Source organism: Bacillus paranthracis (genome assembly GCF_024296885.1).
Lineage (GTDB): Bacteria > Bacillota > Bacilli > Bacillales > Bacillaceae_G > Bacillus_A > Bacillus_A paranthracis.
This window is the reverse complement of the sequence record NZ_CP101136.1, coordinates 235,747-255,916: the sequence shown is the minus strand read 5'-3', so window position 1 is coordinate 255,916 and position 20,170 is coordinate 235,747. Positions and strand designations below refer to the sequence as shown.

The window sequence follows — 20,170 nt, the reverse complement described above, 5'->3', positions numbered from 1 at the left end:
AGGCTCACCTACTTCTTACAGATATAGTTGAGCTTTATGTTTAAACTGGAATCGATTATTGAATTCTGGTTGGAATAGTTCCTTTGATTTTTCGAGAAAGAATTTTGCTGCATCTTCAGTTTGTTTTAAATATAAATCAATACTCTCTCTTTCACAGAGTTGATTGTATTCTTCTTGAGAAAGTACCGCGATATTTACCTCAATCTTTTTATCCGTTGCCGTTTCAATTATGACATCGTACCAATAGAAATTTGGTTTCCCTGGAATTTGGATATCTTGTAGAGAAACACTAAACGTTGCCCCCTCTTCTGTAATATGATTAAGGACTAGTTCCGGGTTTTTAAATGCTTCTCTAGCAGAGAGCACTCCCCCAGTAGTAGTAGTTGCATATTGTAAATCCATTTTGATTTTCCACCTTTCTCCATATAAAAAAAGGCAAGCGACACCCACTGTAAAAACAGCGTGTGTCGCTTGCCTTAATTTCATATGTTCTGATTTGATTGTAGTTTTTTGTGTTTAGTTCAAACGTAATTCTATCACCTTAAATAATAAAAATCAATAAAATTGTATAAAAGTATATAAAAAATTAACGATTAATATAATTCAACAAGCTTGCGTCTTTTCGGATGTATGTTATTTGCAGTACGTGCCATGATCTGTTCATCCGCATCGATAGTAACACCTTCATTTTGGAGGGATAGCAGTAATACGTTGTCATACGTGTCCATTAAAAGTATATCTCTAGCCTTTTTGCGCTTTGGATAAATCACAACAAGCGGCACCCCTTCATCACCTTCTCTTCTTGAAAACACAACATCGTCTAATCTAGCAATCATTCGGTAATCATTTTCATTCCCAAAAATAAAGAAGAAATCTTGCATTACATCTTTATCTCTCTTATACGTTCGTCTAAGACCACCATCTATTTTCTCTTTAAATGTTTGAACTGTTTCAACAAATGCATAGCGCCAATCAGCATCTCCTACTGTACGTTTAGATAAAGGTAAGAGAATATCTTGTTCAAAGTTTTGATTATCATCTATTCCTAGAAGAATATCTGAAATAACATCTCCAGCTTCTTTCAAAGAGCAGATGTGCATATTTAGGTTTGGTAGATTCATTAAATGTTCATGATATTCTCGCATAGAAAATAAGAGATTCTTCATACGTACGTATGGAGGTTCTGCATCTTCTGCAAGGAACATCGACTTGTCATACATAACAAAAACAACAGTTATATTTTTAGTGTTTTTTTGTGCATATTCAATATACTTCCCCACCTTTTCAACTAAGGTAGCATTGGTTTCTTTGCACATATCCATTTCAATGTAAATATTTTTGTCTTTATATGAAATGTGTTCATCAGGAATTAGAAGTAACCCTGCATCTTCAATTTCTGTTTTCTTTTGTTTTTGATGATATGAGCGAATATCTAACTCGCATAATAATTTATTCGTATTGGTCTTTTTCGACACTTCCAAAAGTGTGCGTACTAATATTTCTCTTGAGCAGAGTGTATGTAGTGAGATTGAAGAAGAATATCTACGTTTTGAAGATCCTGCAGGAATCCTTCCTAATTCTTGAAGGTAATCAACCATTCTATCTTTTAAGGAGAATGTCGCACGTCTGGTTATACTATCATCTCTTTTATCAATTTTTTTAGTCAAGATAGCACCGTATTTTGAAAAACGATTAAGTTTCGTAAACACACTATCCTCAGAAAAATCTCTACCCTCAAATGCACTATAAAGCTGAGTAATTTGTCGTGTAGTAAGATACCTTTTGTAATATAAAAATGTAAATACAAATATATCGGCCTCTTTTAAACGAAAAGATTTCTGTGTACCTTTGCTTGTATATTTATACGTTTTACTTTTCATTATATGCAACTCCATAACTCGAATGTATTTTCAATAAATAACAACCATTTCTATATATCTTATTACAGCAAAATTTAGTTGTAAATTATTAAAAGTTTAAGCTGAATTTGCTTTAATCTAGATACTAAAACTTGTACGCTGAAGTTTGGATTACTTCTCTTCCTAAAAATTAGCTAGAAACATTGATTTATATAGTCTTTCAGTTCTTTTAAAATTGTTCGGACGGAAGACATGTTTTAACCGAACAATTTTTTAAAGGTTCAAGTATTGGAATAAAATCGTTAGGACGGCCTAACAATTTATTTAAACAATTACATTATATAAAGACATGTTACACATACAGAAAATATAATAGATTAATCACTTGTGCATTGTAGTTTCTTTTTGCTATTGAAATAGAAAAAGACCGACAAAATTATATTTGTCGGTCTATTGTTTAGAATGATAATTTCTTCTTTGCTGGTTGTGAATCGTCAGCAACTTCTACTTCAGGTTCAGCACCAAAATTTAATTTTTTCTTTTTAGGTTTTTCTTCTTGTACTGAATCATCAAATGCAAAAAGTTTATTTAAAACAGCATTGGATTTCTTTGAATTAGCTTGCTCACGTTCTTCTTTAATTCTCGTAATCTCATCAATAATATCACTAACACGTTTTGGTAATGGAAGTCCTGCAACAACTGAATAGAATTTTACTATATCCTCTTCTTTTTTTGTTGTATGTTTATTAACGTATGGAGCTATAGGACGTTCATCTACATATGGAGTTCTTTCTTTTAAGAAGTTTTCCATTTGATTAAGGAATGAGAAGTTGTATAATCGCCCTGCTCGCAGCGGTGATGTAACGATAGATAGCGCGCTTTTTTTAGCACTTTCTAGCTCTTCTCTTTCTGTATCGTATAAAACGCCTTTTTCTAGTGCGTTACCTAATTGAGTCAAGTAACCTAGCGGGTTTTCAGTGTCTAATTGATTTGATTTTAGTTCTAATTTTGCTAATGATAAAACGCCTGGTGTATTAATTACTTGAGCAAATTCACTCGCATCAAAATGTGTATCTGAAAACGGTGTAAATGATGAAGTAACTAGGTTAATCTCATGTAATGCATCAGCAATATATTTGTTACTATAGCTAGTATATTCGTTTGCTAAAGCACTTGGATTTTCCTCTTCAAATTTTCTATATAGTTTAGCGTTATCTATTAATACAATTGAGCCAAAAGCTTCTTGGTTCATAGCAATACTACGAATGCGTGAAGTTGCGTTTTCTAATACTTTTAAAGCCTCAGCATCACGTGGTAAAGTCAGTAACAATCCAAAATTGTAATCATGTTCATAGAGCATTTCAATAGCCTTTAATAGAGCACCAGTTCCTGTTCCTCCACCTAGACCACACGTAATCCAAATAAAATCACGATCTTCAAATTCCTGTTTTACCGCTTCGAAAATCTTTGTTTCATGCTTTACAAATGCTTCCTCTCCAACCTGTGGATTACGAGCTGCACCTTGTTCATATCCTTCTAACTGTATTTTACGGACGTTCCCTGTGTTTTTAATCTCAATTTTATTAAAATCTTGACTATTTGTATTAACAAGAATCGCACGATATGGGTATTTGTTATTTTTAATTTGTGTTTCTTTATTTGCGCACTCTGCTGCGATTGCACATCCACCCATACCTAGTCCTAAGAATCCAAATTTCAAACTAATATTTCCTTGGCTTTCGATTTCTGAAAAATTGCCTGCCATATGTATATCCTCCTCAAATATATATTTTAGTTGTTTTTCTCAACTCGTTTTTCCAGTTCCTTAATTAAAACATTTCCTAGATCTGTTACGTCATAAATTCGAACACGTCCTATTGCTTTGAAAGATATTAACCCTGCTCCTTCAAGTCTTGCAGTCATAATATCTAAAGCATATCGCGATGGAAGTATTTTTTTACCCTCATAATCTTTTTCATTCTCAATTTGATAGTCTTTATGATATTGGTTGATATAATCCCATAACTTTTCTTTGTTCATTGCGCCCTCGGCGTATAGCACACGTAAAGCCCAAATCCCATCATTTAAATTCTCACAAAGCACATCAATAATTTCACTACTACTCATTGATATATTAGACAATAATTTCACACCACCTTTAATAAATAATAAATTTTATCTATAGGTACAAAAAGACAAGATAATTATACGGAATTTAATACCGTTATAAAAGCCGTAAATACTTCGGTATATATTTCCGAAGTATTGTATGTACTAACTATAATACATCTACGGATGATAATCAAGAATCTTATTAAATCAATACTTTAAATACTTCCGTAATAATTACCGTAATTAATATTTTAATTGTTACGCATTTATTACGGTAATAAACACTGTAATGAATACGTAATGATTATAAAAGATGCATTTTAATAAGTGAAAATCCATGTAAAATTTTTAGTTCAGTTCACAGAATTTTAAGGTGATTTTGTACATAATCAAGTGTTAATCACGCTCACCCGACTAATCACCGCTCGATAACATAGGTATTATTGGTATGCAGCTAAATAAATGAGCAGTGAATGATTGAGTGATCAGGTATAAAAGTCCATGATATTTTATGTAATCTACAAAGGGGTTCTTTTAGTTTCTATAGAATTTTTATATAATGTATTATAGGACAGGCATCATATAGTTAGGTGGTGAGCAAATGATTGATGAACAGTTAAGCGATGGTTATTATCGCGTATCTGAAGTAGCAACCATGCTTGATATTCCTGAAAGTACTCTTCGTAGATGGTTGAATGATTTCGATGAGTACTTGAACATAAAAAAAGAACGCCAACTTAAATATGTTCATGAGGATAGTATTGATACAGTAAAAAAGATTAAACATTATTATTCTGAGTCAAAGAAAAAGCACGAAATTGTTGGGCTTTTAGATATGGATCCGACGGTTATTCGCAATGTTTATGCTGAAGATGTTGACGGTGATGGTGAACCAAAAGAAACATCACTAGTTAAAGCACAACAGGTCAATCCAGACTTTATAGAAGCTTTGACGGAAAAAATTACTGAGGAAGTTACAGCTAAAGTGACTGAAGAATTAACAAAACAAAATATGGAATTCTTCGCTGCGGTGGCTAAACAAAGTCAGGATAATTTCGATAGAATCAATAAGCGATTAGAGGAACGTGACGAAAAGTTAATGAGTACTATACGATTAATTCAAGAACAAAAAAGTGCTAATGCTCAGCGACAAGAGAATACTGAACAAAAAGGCGGCTTTTTCTCTAAGCTTTTTGGAAAAAAATAAAAAGGCTATCATTTGATAGCCTTTTTATTTTGCTTATTCTTAATATCATTTCAAAAGCTTAGTTCATTGATTATCAATATGATTCATTCACAGCTATTGTTTTAAACTTATAATAATCATAGAACTTAGGTTTATTTTGCTATACAAAGAGTTTTCTAATTCTATTTCTTCCAATCTGTGAACTACCCGCCACTTAACGTCCTAATGGACTGTTTGAAGTGGTGGCTTCTCGGTTAGTCGTTACTTTTGATAGCTAACGAATTTGTCCTAAGACAACCGAGCTAACCCCCTCGTTCCAAGGGTTATTTTATTGCTATCTATGCCAACGCTAATAGGCGTATTGCTTCATTTTTGATATTGATAGCTGCGTTATAATCTCTATCAAGATTTACACCACATATACAAGAATATACTCGCTCAGACAATGACATGTTTTTCACATTTCCACAACTGCTACATGTTTTTGTGGAAGGAAACCATTTGTCTATTTTCATAAGTTGTTTGCCTTGTTCGTGTAGTTTATAAGCTAAAAAAGAAGTGAACATACCCCAAGCATTATCAGCGACGCTTTTTCCAAAATGAAGTGCTTGCGACATGCCTTTCATATTTAGATCTTCAATAGCTACAACATCAAAATGAGTAGCTAACTCTTTAGACTTATGATGAAGGAAGTTCTTACGTTGGTTCGCTACTTTTTCATGTAACTTAGCTACACGGATACGTTGTTTATTCCAACGAATAGAACCTTTTGTTCTTCTTGATAATACTCGTTGTGCCTTTGCTAATCGGTCTAACATTTCACGATAGAACTTAGGATAATTGGCTCTCTCATCCTCAGAACTAACGTATAATCGATCCATCGCAAAGTCTAATCCAACAACTGTTTCTACTTCATTTTGTACAATCTCTTTTTCGTATTCAGTCAAGATAGACACATAGTATTTACCAGTAGGTGTCATAGAAATCGTACATGACTTGATTACATGGTCTTGTGGTATTTCTCTATGCTGCTTGATACGTACCATTTTCAGTTTTGGCAATTTAATATGACCGTTAAGCAACATAATATTTCCGTTCACTACATTCGTTGTATAAGACTTTCTGTCTTTTTTGCTTTTGAATGTTGGGAAGTCATTTTGACCACGAAAGAAATTCTTATAGGCAGTTTGCAAGTTTAGTTGAGCATTTGCCAGTGCTAATGAATCAACTTCTTTTAACCACTCAAATTCTGCTTTGTATTTCGCAGGAGTGGGAAGCTTTTGTTTCTTTAGTTGTTCCTTATCATCTTTGTGTTTTTCATACGCTTCTTTCCGTTCGGCTAACATTCTGTTATACACGAAACGTACACAACCGAAGGTTTTACGCATAAGATGTGCTTGGTCTCCTGTTGGATACAAACGGAATTTATATGCTTTATTATGCTTTGTCATATCATTTCACCTCACTTTTCACTTTGATTTTCAATATATTTTTTTACTACGTCTATTGATGAACCACCAGTAGTTAGTAAGCAAAAACCTCTTGACCAAAACATCTCTTTCAATAGTTTCATACTACTTAATTAGTAGTATGAAACTATTTTTATATTAATCATAAAAAAAACAGTTTATTCTTATTCAAAACTTACACCTTCACTCGATCACTCAACCATTCGCTAATCATTCATTCTAAAATAGTAATATGATTGACCGGTGATTAATTGACTGATTACAATTAGGTTTAATGCAATGAAATCAACCGTTCAATCACCACTCAACCTACATACGAAAATAACAGTATTTACACACAAGTGACTGGTGATTAGTTGGGTGATTTAAGGTGTGGATAATGAAAAATGTGCCATTAATGCGCTTTATCGATGATATTTTGTTAATTGAGCGACAATCAGGCGGTTGATCAGAGGCTGTTTAAGTTGTTCTTACTTATTGTGAATTGACTTTTGATTGAGCGGCGCTCAACGAGGTGTTTGAGTGGTGGTTATTTATACATAGTCATTTAGCAAAGGTCATACTTTTGAAAAAATCACCTTGCAACCATGGGAAAAACTATATATGATGTAGTTACTTTATATTTTTGTATTTTTTTAGATACAAATTTATTAATAATAAAATATTTATATAATAAAAAATAAAATATAAAAAAGCAAAAAAAGGTTCATCAGCCCAATGAAATAGCGCCAACTACTTCATTGTGGTACACCGCACAAAAATCCCAAAAGAAATTTTCAATCGACCGCGGTAAACAAAGCCAATAAACCTTTTTATTTTGCATGAAATTATAAGATAATTTTACTGTATCTTATGTATTTGTGCAACTTAAAAAGGGGATTTCTTGCGTAATTTTAGGCATTGTTTACCGTTGTTATACAAGTATTACTCTTTTAAGAGAGTAGTATTTTTGTATCCGTGGTATGACAGTGCCTTTTTCTGCTCTTTCGAAAGGAGTTAGCAACATTATGCATACGCAAATGGCTTTTTCCCAACAGAACTTTAAAGTTCATGGGGTTAAATTTTTTGATGGACTATTAAACATCGTAAAACTAGAAAATGAAAGAAAAGAGTTACCATCTTCAGCTTTAGCTACTTACATCTTGCTTCACTTTGAATGCAATGATATAGGAATGCTACCACGTGAATTTCAAATAATGGATCTTGCTAAGAAAAGTGGGATTCCCTACACAACAATTTATACAGGGTTTCAAGTTTGTTTGGAGCGTAGACTCGTAAAAGAAACACCTGTTGGAAATCGTACTGTATATGAAATTGTAGATTATGCGTTGTATAACCACACTACTGCAGAAACTGCAAAGATGACAGGCATATCGCTATCGTATTTCCGTATTCCATTTCACCTAATTCAAACAACGATAATGAGTAGTCTAGTAAAGGCTCGTGATAATAGAGGGATTATATTCCTTTTAGATTTAATCAATACTTTTTCAAGAAAAGTAGGTATGGAACATTATAAACATAAAATTGAGGAGTTTCAGATTACAAGAAAGATGTCTTCCTTAAAAAGGAGATTAAATCGTAATGCAAAGAAAGTAAGACACTACATAGAAATTATTAACCCCATCGTGCAATTTACTGCAATCGATTCTAAAGAGAAGAAATCTAATGAAACAAGAATTACTAGTGCAAGGAAACAGGTAAAACAAATCATCATTGAGAAGTTCAACGTTGTATTTTCTTCAAACTGCGTAATTGAGAATGATAAAAAAGAATTACATAGACCAGTAGCGAAGTGCAGAAAAGAAGCGGTGTCTCGTTTGAAACATATGGGACAGGCGTTACGTAAAAAAGATAAAGAAAATATAATGACTGCATTTAGACAAGAAATTGTTGATATCGCAATCTATTTACCGACGAAACAAAAACAAAGTGAATTATTAATTTACGCAATGACTTATGCATTAGATCAAGTGGAAAGTTGTTTGAAAGAGCAAGAAATATTCTCTATTCCAGCATTTATGCGTGTAAAGTTTAGAGAGTCCTGGATAGGTTTTAAGGAAAAAAACTTGTCTACAGGGAAAAAACACGATGCAATGATAAATTATCATAAGAAGAATGGTGTTTATCCGGAATTTATGTGATTTTAAAAAAATATATATGGAAACCCTTGTTAAAAAGTTACTTAAAAGCAAGGGTTATTTGGCATGTTCTTTAATTTGAAGACATGCTTTTTTATTTAGGAAAATATATCTATTAGCATTTTTACGGAAGCATATAATTGATTTACGTTATGTTTGGTTACGACTCGGTATGTTCATAATTCGATTCAATACTTGTGGTTATCTTAGTAATATGATTCTAACCTTGTGAATTCTTAGTAATATGGTATTTAACTTCTTAATTTGTGATTTCTATGATGTAGAGCTTGTATGTAATGGGGATATTACGATAGTGAATTTAGCTTAATATCCAGGAACGTATGTAATACAAGGCTTTAGAGGTGTTTGCTGAATCTCTTTATAATTAATGATTGAGTTTAGTTATATATATTTCTTGTTGTTTTTATATAAAATACTTGGATTATTTATATTTAATTACTTGTATTTTTTTAAATTAAATACATAGAAAAATAGAAAGAAGGAATAAATATAAGTTTACAAGGAGGTAATTAATCTATTGACTTTTAAAATTCATAGAGGTATTCTTATACGTGAACTACAATTAACTAAGAGAAATATACAAATTAATAGATTTAATTTCTAGCTAAACGGACACACCGAAGGCACATAACCTGCCATCGGTGTGTCTTTTTTTTGTATAAATAACAATAAAAAGGGAGAATTTGAAGCTATGAACGAAATTGTGAACATGAGTAAAGAACGATTTACAAAGTATTGTGAGGAGAATGCAGCATTTGAAGAGGATATTAGTCGCATTATTAATCACTACTTTTTATTACTAGGGAATAAGGCAAATATCTTACAGGAAAGAGAATTTAATAACGAAATTGAAGAAAAAACGTTTAAAAATAATGTGAAACGTTTTGAAACTCTATTCCCTGCAGCTGTTAAAAATGCATTTTTAAAAGGATATCAATTATGCCTTGAGTTTATAAATCATCCTGAAACGCAAATTCCTGAGAATCTATATACTGATCCGAATTTTATAAAAGATATTCCTTTTGCCTTAGCAAATGCATCTGAATATGAATTGTACGAAATCATTCGTACAGATGAAACACAGGAATTTAGTGTATTTGCTATACGAACATATGAAGGGATTCGTCCATTGTTAGAACAAGTATTTTGCGAAGTTGCATTCACTGGTGCTGAATATGCTTTTGAACATGAGCGAATGGAAAAAGGACTTGAATTAAAGAAAGGTAATAGTACCTCGTTAACCAAAGTTCCTGTAGATCGTCTTTTCGCGATTACGCCTTCTGTTAATGGAGTTGTTGTACATGCGGAAGAACATTGCGAGATTTGGAATTTAAATTGGAATAGCAAAGTAACAATTAATGATCCTTTTATTGAGCTTGCTGAGGTTACGTTTATTCATCAAACAAAAGATATGATTCAAAAAAATATTGAAGATGGTGTTTTATACTACAGCATTCTTTATCTTGGTACACCTTTACATGAGATACAAGATCGATTAGAAATACGAGTAAAGCTAAATTCTGATTTTGGAGCTCCACGTACAATGGAACAAGTTGAAATTGAGTATATTTTGAATGAGATTATTGGGAAGGTTCATCTTGAGGCACAAATTCCAATTGAAAACATGATTTTAATCCAACGTTAGATTTTGTAGGAGGTTAACTATGGTGAAAAAAATCGTTTTAGCTATTAGTGATACTGTATATACGGCATATTTACGTGAGGATTTTATTGGTGCGGGATTTGAAGTAGCTGATAGTGATGTGATGCATATCAAGTATCTAGATGAAATTCTAGATACAGAACAGCCCGATATTCTATGTATTAATGACAAACGATTAAATATTGATGCGGGACATGAAGAGAAACGTGAATTGATTATCTTACAGAAACTAAGAGATATTCGCTTTAATCGAGATATTCGTATTGTGGTATTTACAGAGCGTGAAAATGATGATGAGTTTTTGGCGAAACTGATTTATCTAGGTATCTATGACATTTTTAACTCTCGTAGAATTGATATTGATAATAAAGTTATCCCGCAGCTGCTACAGGAGTCGGATATTAAAAATGTAGCAGAAATTGTAGGCGCAAGTCAGGCACCACAACAAACAAAGTTACCCGAAGTTCCTGTTGATGAGGAAGAAGAGGAAGTATCAAGTGAATTAGAGGAAGGTGGCAACAATGAAGCTTCCTCTAACTCCAAGAAACTATTTAAAAACAATCAAAAGCGTAAGTCTGTTCCAGGTGAGTCACAAAAAGCACCTATTATAAAAAAACAATATAAATTGGCTTTTGAGCCGGTATATGAAAAACAAATAGGTATTGCTATTCCGAGAAGAACAATTGTTGTGGCCAGCATGAACAAAAGAAGTGGTGCAACTTTTGTTTCACATCTTTTAGCTGCTTACTTAAATGAACTACAGATTGATGTGAACTATATAGAGAATCTATATGATGATGGATATACGTATCCTTTATTAAAGGGATATACAGAAGCACCAGAAAACTATCGTAGTGAATTTATGTTACAGCGATATAAGGAGATGCTACAGAAGGAATCTGATATATTATCAATTCCAAAATGGAAGCAAGGAAGAATAAATTATATCGTAAAGAATCCTATAGTGGACCAAGAGCTGAAAAACGAAACAGAGCAGGACTTTGACCATTTTATTAAGGTATTATTGGCTAACCAAGAAGCGCCTATATCTATTATTGATGCGGGGTACGATTGGGATAAAGATTTATACCATGAAATATGTGAAATGGCAGATTTTATTTTCTTTGTAGCAGAACCAGATCTGCATCAATTGTTAAAGATAGCGCATCCTCTTACACAAAAGGAGAGAAAACTTGTTTCTTACTTAGTTTTAGAGAAAACGAGAATTATTGGGAATAAGTTTTCTACTGCACTTTTAAAGCATGAAGTAGTAGAAGAATGTTTTGGCGATAAGGTATTAACTGCTTTAGCACCATATGAGATAGAGGATGTATTTGAATCTCAATTAAAAAGTAGTACGTTACTATCTAGTCGGAACTATTATAAAGAGCTTGAAGGAATAATGAAGGAAATAGCAGAGTTATTGCTGCCAAACCAATTGTTGAATCAAAAGAAAAGTTCTATTTTAAGTGGATTTCGATTTCGGAAGTCTGAAAATTAAGGAGGGGTGAAGAAAGATGCAAAAAATAATAATAGGGGCTGCCTCACTATTATTATTTGTTGGTTGTTTATTTTTAATGACAGATATGATTATTGGAGATACAACACACACAGATAATAAGTCTGCATCAGAACGTGCTGGAAGTACAGCGATGGATAAAGCCGTAAAAGTAGGTGTTTTACGAGCACAAGAAGAAATCGCTATTGAACCAGATATCGCAAAGAAAGAATTTGAAAAGTCTTATAAACAAAATGCAACATTTAAGGATCCGGCATCAAAACGAGAGTTTTCTGTACATGCTGTACATGAGCAACCTGCAATGATTGCGGTTGAAGGAGAGGCGGAAGCTGCTAGTTATACGAAACAATTTGATGAAAAGAAAGGCAGCATTAAGAGTAACGCAAAACACATATTTATTTATGAAGCAGATTCTGACAACAAGAAAGCTGGAGGAAACGTGAAATAAATAAGAAAAAGTAGGTGTGTAAGAAATGCAAAATACAGTAACAACAGCGCTTTTTCTAACGCTTTCTTTATTATTGATAACTCTTATACCAGAAGGTGTACTGTATGGAATGCAGTTAGTAAAGGCGCATGATTTTGCTTCTAGTACAGTAGAGTTAGCAGAACAAACAGGTGGTTTTCAGTACACATATGAAGGAAAAAACGTAAATCTAATTCCTGATATAGAGAAGAAAATGAAAGAGCAGAATATGGATGGATGGAAATATGAATATACTAAAGGGCGCGTAGATCATAATCAGCCATTAAATTTTAAAATAAAAGCTGAACATCACTTCTTTATTTTTAAAATGATAGGGATTGATAGTGTGAAAGCACCCATATGGGCTAACAAAGATGGAATGGGACAAATCTATTTCCGTTGAAAATATCAATATGTATAAAAAGAGGTAAAAACTATACTGAAAAGTGTAGTTTTTTTACTAGAAATATATATTTATAAATAAATATATAAAAATACTTTACAAGCCTATTTCTATATGGTAATATTTCCCATATAGAACAACAGTTATAAAAATGCTAATTTATCGTTTTAGCCAAGAAGACTCCTTATTCAAGGAGCGTGAAGGGTCACAGCCCAGTGAGTAGGTGGGGGATGAATTGGCTTCGAACAAGGAATGGCAGGAAGCCATCTTAATTGTTCGATATACATAAAGAGTTACTTCTTTATCCATCAAATATACGTTTGGTTTATGATAGTCATATACCAAAATGGAGGTGAATCAAATGATAATTAATAAGGCCTTTAAGTTTCGTATCTATCCAAATCAAGCACAAGCAATTCTAATTAATAAAACAATAGGTTGTTCTCGCTTTGTATTCAATCATTTCTTATCTCTATGGGATCACGCATATAAAGAAACTGGAAAAGGTTTAACATATGGTACATGCTCTGCCAAACTTCCTGCCATGAAAAAAGAGTTTATTTGGCTAAAAGAAGTAGATAGTATTGCGATTCAATCTTCTGTTCGTAACCTTGCGGATGCGTATACACGTTTTTTTAAGAAACAAAATAGTGCCCCACGCTTCAAATCTAAGAAGAATAACGTACAATCTTATACCACAAAACAAACAAATGAAAACATTGCCATTGTAGGAAACAAAATAAAATTGCCAAAACTAGGTCTTGTTCGATTTGCCAAAAGTCGTGAAGTAGAGGGACGTATTGTAAATGCGACTGTTAGACGGAACCCTTCTGGCAAATACTTTGTGTCATTATTAGTTGAAACAGAAGTGCAAGAAATTCCGAAAACACAATCTTACATCGGAATGGATGTGGGACTAAAAGATTTCGCCATTTTGTCAGATGGAACAACCTATAAAAATCCGAAGTTTTTTCGGTCATTAGAAGAGAAGTTGGCGAAAGCGCAGCGCGTTCTTTCTAGAAGAATAAAAGGGTCTTCTCGCTGGAATAAACAGCGAGTAAAAGTGGCTAGAATTCATGAACACATGACGAATGCTAGAAAAGATTACTTGGACAAAGTCTCAACTGAAATCATCAAAAACCACGATGTTATTGGTATAGAGGATTTGCAAGTATTGAATATGTTAAAGAATCATAAGTTAGCAAAAGCAATTAGTGAAGTATCATGGTCGCAATTTCGATCCATGTTAGAATACAAAGCAAAATGGTATGGGAAACAAGTCATTGTCGTATCGAAAACATTTGCTTCCAGCCAATTATGTTCTCGTTGTGGATATCAAAACAAAGACGTTAAAAATCTGAATCTACGTAAATGGGACTGTCCTTCTTGTCGTACACACCATGATAGGGATATTAACGCAAGTATCAATTTAAAAAATGAAGCGATAAGGCTTCTAACCGCAAGGACTGCGGAGATAGCCTAATCAATTAGAGTTCGATAGAACCCTTTACTTAGGAATCCCTCACTTCTAAACGAAGTGAAAATGGGGGTAGTTCAATAATTTATATGTTAAAATATCTGGATTTTATATTTAAATTCGGTACAATAAAGGAATCTATGAAAAAAACTAATATATTTGGAGGAACAAACAATGGCAAACAAATTTTTAAAAACAGCAACAGCATTAACAATTATGGGTACATCATTACTAGGAGCAGGAGCATTTACTGCAAAGGCTGATAACACAGACTCATTAAAATTCAATGATGTTCCAGCAAATCACTGGTCTACAAAAGCAATTTATGATTTAACAAATCGTAAAATAGTACAAGGGTACGGAAATAATATCTTTGGTTTTGGTGACAATGTAACTCGTGGGCAAGTTGCTCGTATGATTTATATGTACGTAAAACCAGTAGATGCAGATGCTAGCTTCAAAAATCCATTTACTGATATTAAAGGACATATGTTTGAAAAAGAAATTAGAGCACTTGCTAAAGCAGGTCTGGTAAGTGGTTATGGTGATGCGAAATATGGTCCAGATGATGTCTTAACTCGTGAACAAATGGCGCAAGTACTTACAAATGCTTTCAAGTTCAAATCTACTAAGACAACTTCCTTTACTGACATTGATAAAAACTCATGGGCATTAAAAGCAATTAGTGCATTAGAAGAAAATGGCGTTACTATTGGTACAGGAGGTAAAATGTATTCACCGTATGCACATGTAACTCGTGAACAATATAGCCAGTTCTTATATAACTCTATTAATGCAGTAGAAAAAGAGACTAAGCCAGAAGTGAAGCCAGATCCAAAACCTGAAACAAAACCAGAGGAAAAACCAGAAGTGAAGCCAGATCCAAAACCTGAAACAAAACCAGAGGAAAAACCAGAAGTGAAGCCAGATCCAAAACCTGAAACAAAACCTGAAACAAAACCAGAGGAAAAACCAGAAACTAATTTACCAACGAGTTTAGACAAAGTTTTAACTACAGAGGATGTTATTTATAATCCGATTGCTATGGATAATCCAATTTCTCAAAAATCCATTTCTACAGAAGCGCAAAACATTATTAAGAGTGTGAATAGTAAATTTGGTACTAACCTTAAATATGCAGATTTAAATGGAACTATTAGAATACTTGATAAAAATATGTACTTGCCAGCAGGTACAATTGGTGCGCAAGTTTATATTGATGCAAATAATGAAAATGATTTTAAAATTATTTTCTTAGATAATAATGAAGCAACTATTGAGTTAACTAAAAAATGGGTTACTATGTTAAATTCTGATTTAGTTTTAAATAAAGAAATTCAGGAAACTGTAGATGCTCAATCAATTAATAACTATGAAAAAGGTAAATATAAAATTCGTGTAGGCCATTCTACAGCAGATCACATGATGTATGTAGAAGTAGAGCCTAAATAATCATTTAGTATTTACAGGTTGAGTTAAATATTGTATAATTATATAAGTTTAATATAATGATAAATACGTAAAGGACAAACCTTACGTACCTTACCAAGGTACAGGTTTGTCCTTTTTTTGCGTTTAAGGAGGATTTTATGAGAATGAGAAAAGGATTATTATTGACTTGCGCATCATTAATGTTGGCATTACCATCAGTTGCAAGTGCGGCAAATAATGACATACCATTTTTTGATGGCAGTAAAAATTCGATTTTAAAATCTGATGAATTGCAACTAAGTGGTAATTTGCTTAGACCGGGTAGTGGCTATAGATCAAAAGAGTTCAATTATAAAGCTGACTTACATTTTCCTGCTGTTTACAATGGCTCTTTCAATTGGGGAAATCCATGGGAAAATCTAGTCCAAAATGAAGATACATCGGATCCTTATGTTCGAATTTCAAATGATGGGTACATTAACAGTGAAGTTGTTGTTGGTGATCGAATGGTAACAGAAGTTCAACAAGTTACGAAAACTGTTATTAAAGATAAGTATTGGGGAGAACCCAATTTTGTTTTGGGGAATTTGAAGAAACATGATATTAAAAAATTTAATGGTCCTAATGTTACATTAGGAAAGTTTTATTGGATTAGGGATATAGCCTACCTTTCTGGTGGTTATGCAGGAGCTGGTGGTGTAGATAGTGTGAATAGGTATAGCTTGTGGTATGTACGTACAAGTAATCCTAAGATAGATGATTTTAAAGCTACGAGTGGAAAAAAAGATGTACCTGTGAAATTCACTTTTAACGGTTTTGAATATGTCAGCAAGGGAAAAGGGTATAACGATAGAGATCCGAATGGGACAACAGTAAATCCATATCAATCAGCTGCTGGTGAACGGAATCGAGTTAAATGGCTGTTAGATATTACAAAAGATGACGAAACCGTGTATCATCAAGAAAATTATCTGCGTTCAACACCGCAAAAAGATAATCAAAAACCAAATGAAGGTGATGCAGGGCAATTTAAGTCAGAAGAACTAAAGTGGCAGCCACAAATGTGTGGCCGGTATACTGCGAAAATTAAAGTTCTTGATGCTGTTCAAAGGGAATCAAATGAGAAAACTGTTGATTTCACCATAAATGGTAACTGTGGTACAGAAGTAACACCTAATCCAGATCCAGGTGATGAAGATGATTTTAAATATAAAATTGATTTCTCTGCTGACCGAATTGAAGGAGAAACAGCAAGAGAAGGAAAGAATATAAAAACAAGAATAGATGTATCACGTGATAATTTTAAACCAGAACGTGACCAATATAGAGAAAAGGTAAATAACAATATTAATATGTCCGAGCAAGCGGTAAATAGTTCTGAATCCGATAGAGATAGTGCGCAGTCTAGTCTTAGTTATTGCCGTCGTAATCCAATTCATGAGGTAGATGCAGAAGGGAACCATCACTATTACGATAGAGACTGCTCTTGGGAAGAAAATAGACTGGATAGTGCAGCAAGTAGGTTAGATACAGCAAGGCAGAAGTTAGAAAAAGAGAAAAACAAAATTAAAAAGTTAGATGCGCTAGAAGCGAAGTATGCAAATCCTGAAACAGTAGTCGTGCTCAAGCATAATGGACTACAAGTAGCATCACAAAAGGTAAGGTTAACTGAGGGAGAAAAGAAAACCTTGAACCTTGGCTGGCAACATAAGGGGAAAGGAACAATTCAGGCAGAAATTAATCCTGCTGGTAACCGTCTAGATATAGAAGAAACCACATACAAAAACAATCCTATTAAAACAGCTATCTATGCACCATCCCATGAAAAAGGGATGTGCGGAGTTACGAGTGTAAAAGGTGTGGTAGAAACAGTAAGTGAACGTGTGTCAAAAGAGGACACAGTGGGAGAAATGTTCTATGAAACATTAAGTGGAAGTATTGATAATTTAGCACCATCTAAGCTCCATGCTGGGTATGGTTTTTCTTATGAAGTTAACGGAAAATACAAAAATGATTGGAATACAAATTATCCAGGTGTATTTACAAAAGCAACGGCACAGTATCCATTTGCAGATGAAGGACTAAAACCAACATATGATTTAGAGAGTGTTTCTAATAATGGCTTAACATCAAAATTCCTACCTAAAAATATGTATTTATCTGGAGTAACAGGACATGTCTTTGATAGTAACAGACCAACTAAGTCTTTATATTGGGATGGGAAGGAAAAAATTATTGATGGCCAACGCAAATGGTATGCGCCATTAAAAACGAAAGATGGAAAATATTCGTTCAATGTTGAAACAAACCCAGCAGGTGTGAATGAAATGAGTTTGTGCCTGACAAATGAAGTGGAAATTAAAGGTGTTGCGTACGATGATTTTAAAAAGAGAAGGGTGCTTGCGGATCTTCCATTCCCTGTGCAAACACCAGGTTGGAATTGGGTTGGAAAGGAACATATTATTACTGATTTATCAAATTGGTACTATATGAAGAATAGAAATTAGTTAAATAGTATTGTATAATGACTTGAATCGACAAAAGTATATAATCCTTCTTGTACTAGTAGCTGAATGGATAAACCAAAGGCACACCCCTTAATGGGGTGTGCCTTTTTTCATAGAAAGGGGAAATTTGAGTGGATAAAAAGAAAAAGCAACGTGTGAGACGAGTGATTTTTCTTGGAGTAATCGCAATGATTGTATCGTTATATGTTGGAAATGAATTTCAGGATCGAAATGGGACAAGTTATGCCCCTGCAAAGTATTTTGAAACAGGAACAAAATTGATTTCGTTTTAATAATAATGTCTTTTTTATCAACTATCGTGGATAAATCTGCATGACATGTACAATAGTTGATGTTATAATAAGTGTAGAAGTATTATAACAATAGTTTTTGCATAAACTAAAGAAGACGAGATGCTCCAACATCTCGCCTTATGTAACTGTTACCGCAAGGTGGCTAGTTGCTAAAAAAGTTTATTTTTTCTTAGAACCGCCCTTCACTGAACTGGACCCGAAAAGTTAGACATATATTTAAGCAGCTAATAAGGATTGAATTCTGTATTTTACAGGAGGCAATCCTTTTAATTTTGCCTTAATCCTTTTATTATTGTAATAATAAATATAATTCTCTAGTTCTTCCCTAAAGTGTTCCATACTTTCAAAATCTTTAAGATAAAGTAATTCAGATTTTAATAAGCCAAAGAAATTTTCAATGACTGCATTATCTAAGCAATTTCCCTTACGGGACATACTTTGAGTTATATTATTTTCTCTTAAAATATATTGATATCTATCCATTTGATAGTGCCAACCTTGATCTGAATGAAGGATAGGAGTATCTTCTTTATCCAAGCATTTTAAAGCCTTATCTAACATCCTTTCGACTAGAAGGAATGTAGGGCGTTTCTCAATATTATAGGAAATAATCTCACCATTAAACAAGTCTAGAATAGGAGATAGGTAGAGTTTTTCACCAAACAAATGAACTTCAGTAACATCTGTAACCCACTTTTCATTAGGCTTAGAGGCCTTGAAATCACGCTTCAAGACATTTGGCGCTACCTTCCCAACCTTCCCGCGATAAGAGCGGTATTTAGTGATTCTTACCAACGATTTTAACCCTAATTGATTCATTAAGCGAAGGACGGTTTTGTGGTTAATGGTATAGCCCTGATTACGTAATTCAAGTGTGATACGCCTATAGCCATATCGCCCTTGGTGTTCCTGAAAAATCTGCTTAATACTTTCTTTAACCTCGTTATATTTATCTTCACGACTCATTTGTTTCACCCAGTAATAATATGTACTACGAGCCATTTCAGCCGCTTTAATCAAGTCGATAATTTTATATTCATGCCTTAACTCATATATTATGTGTGCTTTGTCTTTTTCAGAGATTGTTGTTTTTGTTGAATTAAGGCGTGTAACTTTTTTAAATAAGCATTTTCCATGCGTAAGTATTCAATTTCTTTTTGTAAATCATTTTGAGAGTTAATATTTTGTTTTTTCTTAGGTGCAATAGCCTGTTTCTTCTTCACAGTGGAGTACCCCTTACTTGTTTTACGAAGAGCATCTATCCCCTGTGATTCTAGCATTGATCGCCACTTCCTAACGGTACGAGGAGATGGAACGTTGAACATAGCGGCCGCTTGTAGGGGCGAAGCTCCTGTATTGTTCATAAAATTCAATACTTCCATTTTAAACTGAATGTCATACCTTGTACATTTAGAGTTTAAGGACTCTATTCCTTGTTCTCTAGTACGTGCCACCCACTCTTTTAATAACGATATACTGACTTGATATTTTTTGGCAGTCACTTTAAAAGAATCATTTGTATTTAAATAATGTTCAACGGCATTTCTTTTTAATTCGAATTTATATTTTCTAGACATAATAAAACCGCACCTCCAATTGTTA

General features: G+C 33.3%; 16 protein-coding genes and 1 pseudogene. 10 read left to right on the top strand and 7 right to left on the bottom strand.

Features of this window, described 5'->3' with window-relative positions:
• Nucleotides 1–15: 15 nt before the first annotated feature.
• The 4 genes from NLJ82_RS28445 to NLJ82_RS28430 all read right to left on the bottom strand — a co-directional run bounded on the left by NLJ82_RS28445 (nucleotide 16) and on the right by NLJ82_RS28430 (nucleotide 3,986).
• Complete coding sequence (locus tag NLJ82_RS28445; protein ID WP_000365750.1) at nucleotides 16–402, bottom strand: hypothetical protein; 387 nt, start codon at nucleotides 400–402, stop codon at nucleotides 16–18.
• Nucleotides 403–593: 191 nt separating this feature from the next.
• Nucleotides 594–1,880, bottom strand: coding sequence for a replication-relaxation family protein (locus NLJ82_RS28440; RefSeq protein WP_000837871.1), 1,287 nt, complete (start codon nucleotides 1,878–1,880; stop codon nucleotides 594–596).
• A 436-nt stretch (nucleotides 1,881–2,316) separates the two neighbouring features.
• On the bottom strand, nucleotides 2,317–3,624 hold the full coding sequence (gene repX, locus NLJ82_RS28435) for a plasmid replication protein RepX (protein WP_000918313.1): 1,308 nt from the start codon (nucleotides 3,622–3,624) through the stop codon (nucleotides 2,317–2,319).
• 26 nt (nucleotides 3,625–3,650) lie between these two features.
• On the bottom strand, nucleotides 3,651–3,986 hold the full coding sequence (locus NLJ82_RS28430) for a hypothetical protein (RefSeq protein ID WP_000098927.1): 336 nt from the start codon (nucleotides 3,984–3,986) through the stop codon (nucleotides 3,651–3,653).
• Between the two features lie 586 nt (nucleotides 3,987–4,572).
• Here NLJ82_RS28430 and NLJ82_RS28425 point away from each other — a divergent pair.
• The gene (locus tag NLJ82_RS28425; protein WP_000564666.1) at nucleotides 4,573–5,178 is read left to right on the top strand and encodes a MerR family transcriptional regulator; all 606 of its coding nucleotides are present in this window, start codon (nucleotides 4,573–4,575) and stop codon (nucleotides 5,176–5,178) included.
• Nucleotides 5,179–5,495: 317 nt separating this feature from the next.
• Here the strand turns inward: NLJ82_RS28425 and NLJ82_RS28420 are convergent, their stop codons facing one another.
• On the bottom strand, nucleotides 5,496–6,608 hold the full coding sequence (locus NLJ82_RS28420; RefSeq protein WP_000160678.1) for an RNA-guided endonuclease TnpB family protein: 1,113 nt from the start codon (nucleotides 6,606–6,608) through the stop codon (nucleotides 5,496–5,498).
• Nucleotides 6,609–6,619: 11 nt separating this feature from the next.
• Nucleotides 6,620–6,727: pseudogene (locus tag NLJ82_RS28415) on the bottom strand (transposase); the annotation flags it as partial.
• Nucleotides 6,728–7,633: 906 nt separating this feature from the next.
• Here NLJ82_RS28415 and NLJ82_RS28410 point away from each other — a divergent pair.
• The 9 genes from NLJ82_RS28410 (at nucleotide 7,634) to NLJ82_RS28370 (ending at nucleotide 18,547) form a co-directional block, all read left to right on the top strand.
• Complete coding sequence (locus NLJ82_RS28410) at nucleotides 7,634–8,770, top strand: hypothetical protein (RefSeq protein ID WP_000557422.1); 1,137 nt, start codon at nucleotides 7,634–7,636, stop codon at nucleotides 8,768–8,770.
• 709 nt (nucleotides 8,771–9,479) lie between these two features.
• Nucleotides 9,480–10,433 (top strand): hypothetical protein, encoded by a 954-nt coding sequence (locus NLJ82_RS28405; protein WP_001002941.1) that lies wholly within the window; start codon nucleotides 9,480–9,482, stop codon nucleotides 10,431–10,433.
• A 19-nt stretch (nucleotides 10,434–10,452) separates the two neighbouring features.
• The gene (locus tag NLJ82_RS28400) at nucleotides 10,453–11,952 is read left to right on the top strand and encodes a hypothetical protein (protein ID WP_000239320.1); all 1,500 of its coding nucleotides are present in this window, start codon (nucleotides 10,453–10,455) and stop codon (nucleotides 11,950–11,952) included.
• Between the two features lie 16 nt (nucleotides 11,953–11,968).
• Entirely contained in the window at nucleotides 11,969–12,418 is a 450-nt protein-coding gene (locus NLJ82_RS28395; RefSeq protein WP_001169428.1) for a hypothetical protein, read from the top strand.
• A gap of 25 nt (nucleotides 12,419–12,443) precedes the next feature.
• On the top strand, nucleotides 12,444–12,839 hold the full coding sequence (locus NLJ82_RS28390) for a DUF4320 family protein (RefSeq protein WP_001181745.1): 396 nt from the start codon (nucleotides 12,444–12,446) through the stop codon (nucleotides 12,837–12,839).
• A 361-nt stretch (nucleotides 12,840–13,200) separates the two neighbouring features.
• A complete protein-coding gene (gene tnpB / locus NLJ82_RS28385) occupies nucleotides 13,201–14,322 on the top strand; it encodes an IS200/IS605 family element RNA-guided endonuclease TnpB (protein WP_000586180.1) in 1,122 nt (373 codons plus the stop codon).
• Nucleotides 14,323–14,490: 168 nt separating this feature from the next.
• On the top strand, nucleotides 14,491–15,768 hold the full coding sequence (locus NLJ82_RS28380; RefSeq protein WP_012552690.1) for an S-layer homology domain-containing protein: 1,278 nt from the start codon (nucleotides 14,491–14,493) through the stop codon (nucleotides 15,766–15,768).
• A gap of 137 nt (nucleotides 15,769–15,905) precedes the next feature.
• Nucleotides 15,906–18,254 (top strand): hypothetical protein, encoded by a 2,349-nt coding sequence (locus tag NLJ82_RS28375; RefSeq protein ID WP_012552692.1) that lies wholly within the window; start codon nucleotides 15,906–15,908, stop codon nucleotides 18,252–18,254.
• A 131-nt stretch (nucleotides 18,255–18,385) separates the two neighbouring features.
• Nucleotides 18,386–18,547: a hypothetical protein gene (locus NLJ82_RS28370; RefSeq protein WP_012552682.1), complete on the top strand. Its 162-nt coding sequence runs from the start codon at nucleotides 18,386–18,388 to the stop codon at nucleotides 18,545–18,547.
• 237 nt (nucleotides 18,548–18,784) lie between these two features.
• Here the strand turns inward: NLJ82_RS28370 and NLJ82_RS28365 are convergent.
• A protein-coding gene (locus NLJ82_RS28365) for an IS3-like element ISBce15 family transposase (protein WP_085963576.1) occupies nucleotides 18,785–20,145 on the bottom strand; the annotation gives its coding sequence in 2 pieces (ribosomal slippage) (nucleotides 18,785–19,689 and nucleotides 19,689–20,145; 1,362 coding nt in all).
• Nucleotides 20,146–20,170 lie beyond the last annotated feature (25 nt).